The organism is Nostoc sp. CALU 1950, assembly GCF_051172895.1.
In the GTDB taxonomy this organism is placed as follows: domain Bacteria; phylum Cyanobacteriota; class Cyanobacteriia; order Cyanobacteriales; family Nostocaceae; genus Nostoc; species Nostoc edaphicum_A.
Genome location: NZ_JBDNJQ010000020.1, coordinates 58653 through 66649 on the forward strand (window position 1 = coordinate 58653; position 7997 = coordinate 66649).

Annotated in this window: 7 protein-coding genes; 1 reads left to right on the forward strand and 6 read right to left on the reverse strand. The window is 45.5% G+C overall.

The genetic code is table 11. The features are described 5' to 3' along the window. Positions 1-79 precede the first annotated feature (79 nt). Positions 80-2251: a type I DNA topoisomerase gene (gene topA, locus ABF638_RS08575; protein ID WP_435021955.1), complete on the forward strand. Its 2172-nt coding sequence runs from the start codon at positions 80-82 to the stop codon at positions 2249-2251. A gap of 78 nt (positions 2252-2329) precedes the next feature. On the opposite strand, the gene ABF638_RS08580 is transcribed toward topA, so the two are convergent. From ABF638_RS08580 to ABF638_RS08605, 6 genes are all read right to left on the reverse strand, one after another. Continuing rightward, entirely contained in the window at positions 2330-2605 is a 276-nt protein-coding gene (locus ABF638_RS08580) for a type II toxin-antitoxin system RelE family toxin (protein WP_435021957.1), read from the reverse strand. After that, positions 2598-2849 (reverse strand): type II toxin-antitoxin system Phd/YefM family antitoxin, encoded by a 252-nt coding sequence (locus ABF638_RS08585; RefSeq protein ID WP_298916813.1) that lies wholly within the window; start codon positions 2847-2849, stop codon positions 2598-2600. Before ABF638_RS08585 ends, ABF638_RS08580 begins: the two co-directional genes overlap by 8 nt. Positions 2850-3064: 215 nt before the next feature. Beyond that, on the reverse strand, positions 3065-3472 hold the full coding sequence (locus tag ABF638_RS08590) for a response regulator (RefSeq protein ID WP_435021960.1): 408 nt from the start codon (positions 3470-3472) through the stop codon (positions 3065-3067). 6 nt (positions 3473-3478) lie between these two features. Beyond that, positions 3479-3892: a response regulator gene (locus tag ABF638_RS08595; protein ID WP_435021962.1), complete on the reverse strand. Its 414-nt coding sequence runs from the start codon at positions 3890-3892 to the stop codon at positions 3479-3481. Positions 3893-4024: 132 nt separating this feature from the next. Continuing rightward, entirely contained in the window at positions 4025-6148 is a 2124-nt protein-coding gene (locus ABF638_RS08600) for a sensor histidine kinase (RefSeq protein WP_435021964.1), read from the reverse strand. A 34-nt stretch (positions 6149-6182) separates the two neighbouring features. Beyond that, a complete protein-coding gene (locus ABF638_RS08605) occupies positions 6183-7991 on the reverse strand; it encodes a hybrid sensor histidine kinase/response regulator (RefSeq protein ID WP_435021969.1) in 1809 nt (602 codons plus the stop codon). Positions 7992-7997: the final 6 nt, after the last annotated feature.

The following is a 7997-nucleotide window of genomic DNA, read 5'->3' on the forward strand; positions in this document are numbered from 1 at the left end:
AGAAAATCCACATGACGAGAATAGGCGATCGCTAATTGCAATTGCCAGTTTATTGCTCAAAATCTAGAACGCAGTTGCTATGATCAAACGCCTGCTTGTGGTAGAGTCCCCCGGAAAAGTCAAAAAACTCAGTCAAATTCTGGGTTCGGATTGGAAAGTTCTAGCCAGTTGTGGCCATATCCGAGAACTCAGCAATGAAGGGGACGATTCCTTGGGCTTCGTCATGGACGGCAGTAATGTCCGATGCAATTACGTCCCGCGTGACCAACGAGCGAAAGAAACAATCCAGAAACTCAAGTCTGCGGTGAGACAGGTTGATGAAGTTGTCTTAGCAACTGATCCAGATCGGGAAGGCGAAACGATCGCTTGGCATCTCAAAGAAACGCTGGGTTTAAGGGAACCGAAACGAGTAATTTATACTGAAATTACAGCATCGGCGGTGCAGAGTGCGATCGCTAATCCCAGAAAGCTAGATCAAAACTTAATCGGTGCTGGGTTGTGCCGAGATTGTCTAGATAAGCTGGTGGGTTACAAAGGTAGTCCTTTAGTATGGGCATTAAATAACGGCGCTAAGAGTGTTGGCAGAGTCCAAAGCGCCACCTTGCACTTGATTTGTCAGCGAGAAAACGAAATTCTGGCGTTTGTCCCCCAAGATTACTGGAGTGTCTGGGTAGATTATGCGGAAGGATTTCGGGCTTTTTACAAAGGTACGGTTGATTCTGCAAAAGATGCAGCAGAGCAAGAAACTGAAACTCATGATGACGCAAAGGTAGGTAATACTCCAGAAACACCGGAGTCTAAGCGTGTTCTTTCCGAAGCAGAGGCTACACGTTTAGTTGAAGAAGCACAGCGGCATCCTCATCAAGTTATTCATTTTGAAGGAAAAATCGCTAACCGCCAGCCACCGCCACCATTTACAACTTCCAGCCTTCAGCAAGCAGCCGGTTCAAAGCTTAGGTTTGCTCCCGACAAAACCATGATTGTGGCCCAAAAGCTTTATGAGGCAGGGCTGATAACATATATGCGAACAGACTCAGTAATGCTGAGTCCAGAATTTTGTGCCAGCGCCCGTAAATGGTTAGAGCAAAATGATCCGCAGAATGTACCGCAGCAAGTCGCCAAGCATCGCAGTAGCAAATCGGCTCAAGAAGCACATGAAGCGATTCGTCCAACGGATGTATTTCGTCCCTCAGCTCAATTGCGTTTAGAACTTCCTGATGATGAGTTTAATCTCTATGTAATGATCTGGAAACGGTCAATTGCTTCTCAGTGTCGGGCTGCTCAATTGCGTAAAACTTTGGTGATTACTCAGTCTGGTTCCCTACTGTGGTCAGCCAGAGGGCAAGTAATTGAATTTTACGGTTATGCCCGGTACTGGAATAATCTCAGCAAGGATAGTGTTTTACCTTCATTACAACAGGGACAAGCGTTAAAACTGGAGAATGCTGGACATGAAAAGAAGCAGACGCAGCCACCACCCCGTTATAGTGAACCCAAATTGGTGCAACTGATGGAACGTAAAGGAATTGGTCGCCCAAGTACTTATGCTCCTACTGTTGCTACTTTAAAAAAACGAAATTATGTCGAGTTGAAAAAAGATCATCTGCAACCGACAGCGTTAGGGTTAGAAGTTGATGCGTTTTTGCTCAAAGCACTGCCGGATTTACTAGAGGCAGAATTCACTGCAAAAATGGAAGATGCCCTTGATGCAATTTCCGAAGGAAAGAATTCTTGGCAGCATTATTTAACTAGTTGGAATCAGAATTACTTTGTACCAGCACTTTCCAAAGCTAAAACTGTAGTTGCAAGTTCTCCAACAGGTAAAGCTCATGTGATAAGCGATCGCAAATACGAAACTTCCAAGACTCGATGCCCTGAATGCAAAAATTTTCTTGCCAAAATTCCGAGTACTAAAGTTAAAAAGAAATATTTCCTCAAATGCACAAAAGGCTGTGAAAATGTCGTGCTATTTTGGAGCGACTTTAACAAAACTTGGCAGCCACCACAAGCTAAAACAGTCCCGGCTGAAAATCAACAAAAGCCTCCCGTGAAGATGACGGCATATCCCTGCCCGGTATGTAAGAAACCTTTAGAAGAGTACAGTTACATCAAAGAGGGGCAGAGTAAGACAATGTTGCGATGTTCTAATTCACAATCTCGTAAGGATACCAAACATAAAGATGTGGCTTATTTCAGCACACAAAAAGGGTGGTGGAGTCCTAAGTTTGGGGAGTTAGAAGTTAAGAGTTAAGAGTTAAAAGTTTGGAGTTCTTCGTTCCCATGCAGAGCATGAGAACGAGAGAAAAGAAGTCTATGGAGTAAAGTCCGATTACAAATTTTTGTAGACTTCACCATCATTTCGCTTACCAACACGAAAAACATCAATCAATTTACTTTCTTCATCAATTGTGTAGAGAATTCTATATTCACCTTGATCGACACGATAACCACCCTCATAGCCTTTCAAGGCTTTGCAATCTTGAGGTCGAGAATTGCCTTGAAGCGAAAGGATTTTAGATACAACCTGTTTATAAAATTTCGCTTGCAAATCTAACAAATCCTTTTCCGCAGTTTTAGCAATTCTCAAACTGTAGCGTTCACTCATTTCCACGCTTGGCACTAATTGCCTCTAAGGTAGTAAACCCATCATTTTCCTCAATTGCACGACGAAGCGTTTCTGAATCAATAGCATCTTCAACAGCTTCAAGCAATTTCAAATCATCAAGACCGATAATTGCTACAGCAGCTTTACCATGACGCTGAATTATAATCCGCTCACCCTTATACTCAGCACGATTAATAAGCTCTTGGAAGTTTGCGCGAGCTTCTGTTGCACTTATGGCAGTCATAGCGCCTCACAAAATTAAATAATTGATGCTCAAATGTAATTTTTGTACAAATTGCTAAAAATATACAAAATTTACGTTATGTACTAATATTACACAATGGATAAAACAATTTCCAGTTGATTTTAGATTTATGCACTGTGATGCGATCGCATCAAACCACTCTTTAGCTCAATTTAGAACAAGCGAAAGTCAGAAAATCCTAAGTATTTTTCCCCTTAACTGTCCTCAATTGTACCTGGTGGGAGCAGCCGCTTCATTTGGTGAGCCAATAATTCTAGTCCGGCATCCTTGGCAAAAAATCCGTCTGCTTCTGGACACATTTGTTTGCCATGCACCTCTAACTCATTCTTGCTCATGTAAGCCGTGACGAGGATGACTACAGGAGAACGAGCCAAGCGGCGCTTGAGAGCGGTAACGATTTCCATGCCATCCGTACTTAGCTCATACCGAGCTGTAGGCAGCACGAAATCAACCAGAAAGATATCATACTGGTTTAGTTCGTCTAACTCCCACAAGAAACTAGACACTGACTTATAGATTGCCACGTCATATTGTTGCTTCAGAAAGCGTTGGACGATGCGACACCAGTGTTCGTCATCATCCAAAATCGCCAGCTTATACATGGAGATTCAATTCCTTTTTTGACCAAGAAGACTAATCATATCCAAAAAGGCATCGTAGTCAGTTATGGGTTTGGTATAGCAACTGTCAGCCCCAGATTGGGACAACAGGAGATGTTGATCGGCGGGCATGGTGTAAGCCGTCACCAGGATAATTGGTAACTGTTTCCACTGTGCCTTTAAATGGCGTGACAGGATGGAGCCATCGACTTTTTGTCCTTCCCACCTAGCTCCTGGCAAATTGATATCCATAATTACCAGCTCTACTGCCCCCGCTTCGCATCGGTTGAATATCTCTTTTGGTTCGGCAGTAATAAACACCTGATGACCCCCCAAACGTTCGATTAGTTTGGCGGTTCCCTTAGCCAGGAGTTGATTGTCTTCAACCAGCAGGATGTTCAAGATTGTTACTAAAACCTCCATGCTGTAGAAGCGCCTACATCCAATGAGAGTAAGGTACAGGTGATTTTAATTGCCGTCCAAATATTAAAACCCATAATAAATACTCATCTTTTTATAGTCAGGTGAAATATCTTCCAAGGGCCAAGCCCCTAGCTAAAAGCTAGGGGCTTGGCCCTCAACTAGAGAACCCTGACTTCCTACCTGACTTTGTTCGTTTAGAGGCAGGGTAAAAGTCACCGTGTTTCCCTGCCCTAGTCCAGGGCTTTCAAGCCATATCTTACCACCCATCAGTTCTACTAATCGCTTGCAGATAGTCAGCCCTAAGCCGGTGCCCCCGTAGGAGCGCTGGGCAGAACCATCAGCTTGCACAAATGGGGAAAACAGTTGCTCTGAATTTTCCATCTCAATGCCGATACCTGTGTCGTGTACCGAGATTTGAGCCATTGTCCCAGTACTATCGACGACAGCCCTGACATCGATTTGACCCTCATCGGTGAATTTGAAGGCGTTATCCAGCAAGTTTGTCATCACCTGACGGACTTTGATCTTGTCGGCGAAAACAGTCTCGATTTCACAGTCGAGTGTCAGAGGAATTGACTTGTAGCGGCTTTCGGCACCAGAAAGGAAACACTGCTCTTGTAAAAGCTTTTGCAGATAAACTGTCTCTAAATCTAAGGCTATGCGCCCGTCTTCAATCTTGGCAATGTCAAGGACATCGTTAATGATGGTGACAAGATTTTGCGTCGATTGGTAAGCGCCATCTATATATTCGCGCAACTCATCTTCGTCTTCATAAAGACGCTCTTTGAGCAACTTTAAATAGTTTAAGGTTGAGGCCAGAGGGGTTCGCAATTCGTGGCTGGTAGAAGCCAAGAAGTTGCTCTTGAGGCGACTCACCTCTTCGGCGGCAGCTCGGGCATGAGAGAGAGCTTCGTTGTGCATCTCAACTACCAGGCGTTGCTGGCGTTCCCGGTGATAGAGGCGATTTTGCAGCACGGCCAGTGATAGGTGAATGTTCAAAGACTGGATGAGTTCCATCTCTTCGATGCTCCAGGGATGAGCTTTATCTTCTTTGAGTGCCTGCCATTGCGCCATTGACTGGCGGGGTCGCTGTTGGCGTTCATCGGCTTCCTCATAGCCTGGCCAGAGATTTTTTGTGCAGATTTGGTCACGAAAGAATGTTAGATACCCCAGGAATTCTTCACCATAATACAACGGTTGAACAATCAAACCCCGAATCGGTGTGGTTTGGAAGGATTCAATCAGTTGGTGCAGACGCGGTTCTTGCTGAAGATTAATTACCACTCGCAGGGCAGGTTTATCTTCTTGGGTTAAGGCAGTGTCGATGGGAGCAGGAGTTTCCCCGACCTCTTGCCATAGGGGATGATTTTCTAGTAAGTGTGGTTGCTCTTGCTCGGATGAAGTCGGCTGATTTCCGTAAGTATAAAGATGGGCTGGTAAAGCCTCATCCGGGGAAGTTAGGTACAACCTTCCTCCAGAACTGCCAGAAGCTTTGACTGCTTGCTCCAGAACGTTATGCAAAATCTCTTCAGGGGTCAGAGGCGCGTGCAGCATGGTGGCAATCTGATTAACGATCGCATCACGCTGCTGCTGTTCCTGTACCTGACTCAGTAGACTCGCCTGGGTAATTGCTAGTGAAACCTGATCGGCAAGCAATTGCACGACCAGCAAATCTTCAGATGTAATCTCTCTGGGTTCGGCATGATGAGAGATTAATAGCCCCCAGAGTTCCTGTTGATAAATTATTGGCACTACCAGAGAAGATTGCACACCCATCTGGGTGAGATAGTCTACATGGCAGGGGTCTACCGGACGGCTTAAGATATCTTCGAGGGGTTGCTCTTGCACTTCTTCAACGGTCAAGTCTCCGATCGCCGTTGTTTTGGGAGTCGGCAGCGAGTTGAGAATAATTCGCTGCTCGCTGACATTGACAATGGAGCGGGTACGTGCTTTGACAAACAAAGCCCGCGCTTGGGGCGGAATGTCATCAGATGGATAGTGTAATCCCAGCAAAGAAGGCAGGCGGTTGGGGGCGCTGGCTTCGGCAACGACGTGTCCATGCCCGTCGCGATCGAAGCGGTAGACCTTAGTTCGGTCGGTTTGCAAAAATGCCCGCAACTCGACCACAGTTGCATCCAAAATCTCTTGCAGGTTCAGCGATTGCCGAATGCGGTTCGCCATCCGAGCCAGCAGAGCTTCTTTGCGTTCAGGAAGGAACTGATCTTTTAAGTTTCTAAAACCGGAATTTGTAGCCACCTCTTACTCTCAACTTCTTAAAATAATTATTTAATCATTTAACTAGGCTAGCAATTACCATCGCTAATTTTGCTGGTTCTATTGGCTTAGTCAAATGTTTTTGAAATCCTGCTTGGAGAATTTTTTCCTGGTTAGTCTCTCCAGCATAAGCTGTCAGTGCGATCGCTCGAATCTCTCCCCCTTGCTGTGGCGGTAGTGATGTTTGACGACAAGCCGCTTCGCGTCTACGAATTTCCCGAATCAGCATGTAACCATCCATTTCTGGCATCCCAATATCACTTAAAATAATATCTGGTTTCTCAAGTGCAAAGGCGTCTAGTGCAAGCGATGCTGAGGCGAAAGCACGCACAGAAGCACCATACTGTTGCAGGATAAAAACTATTAGGTCGCGGGTGTCAACTTCATCGTCCACGACTAGCACATTTACCCCCTGAAGATTAGGGGAACTCTCAGTTAAACCCTTATATTCACTTGTTTGAGGCTCGACACTCTTGATAGGTAACAACACAGTAAAGGTTGCACCTTTATCATCTCCCTCACTTTCTGCTTGGACTGTTCCACCGTGCAGTTCCACGATTTGACGAGCGATCGCTAAACCAAGCCCCAAGCCGCCAAAGGTTCTTGTTGTGGTATTGTCAGCTTGACGGAAGTAATCAAACACGTGAGGTAGAAATTCTGGGTTGATGCCCTTACCCGTGTCACTGACTTGGATTTGCGCTTGTGTACCCACGCGCTCAAGTCTTATTTCCACCTGACCACCATCCTCTGTGAACTTAACGGCGTTAGAGAGCAAATTCCAGACGACTTGCTGCAAGCGACTGGGATCGCCCAAAACTTGCCCTACATCCGGTGCAAATTTCGTCTTGAGTTGAATTGACTTGGCTTGAGCCGCTAGACGCACCGTATCAAGGGCTACTTCAATAACGGCGGACAGATCAACAGAACTGATCTTCAGGGTGAGTTTTCTTTGAAGAATGCGGGAAACATCCAGTAAATCTTCCATCAGCTGAGACTGCAACTTGGCATTGCGCTCAATGGTTGCTAAGGCATAAGCTGTCTTTGCTTCATCCAGTTTGCGAGTTTGCAGAAGTTTTGCCCAGCCCAAAATCGGGTTGAGGGGAGAACGCAGTTCGTGAGATAGAACAGCGAGGAACTCATCTTTGAGACGATTGGCTTGTTCTGCTGCATTTTGTGCCGCTTCGCTAACAGCACGAGCGGCTTGCTCACGCCGTGCAGATTCTTCGGCTGCTTGACGGGCGTTGCTACTGTAAATAGCGGTGGCTGTAAAATTTGCAAAGCTGGTCATCAGTCGCAAGTCTTCTCGATCAAACTGCCGATCCTCATTGTGAGATACAATCCAAATCGTGCCAAGTGGTTGATTCGCAATCAATAAAGGAACCACCAATATCTCAACGATTGTTGGCTTAAACTGTTGTAAGTAAGTGAAATACCGTTCTGGATAGGAATACAACAGGGGGGCTTGCCGTTCTAGGCAAATGCCGCAGCAACTAAAGCTGTAAAGGGTGGGAGTTTGTTCAGATGCTTCTAACATCCCGGCTAGTGCGACCCAACGGCAAATATCTTCCCCGTTTGGAGTCACCTCAAGTAAGCTGACACCTGCTGTTTCTGCCCGACACAGTTGAGTAATTATTTTTACAAGCTTTTTGAGCAGAATTTGAGGCTGCTCAACTAGTTGCCCTATCAGGGTATGAAGCGCATCATTTTCTTGCTTGAGGTCAGTGGTTCTGGGTATTCTACGGGACAACTCTTGAGTGATGAGAATATCATCTAAACCAAAAGTGTTGAATGTTAAGAAAAATCCGATAAAAACAGCCCAAAATATGTTAAA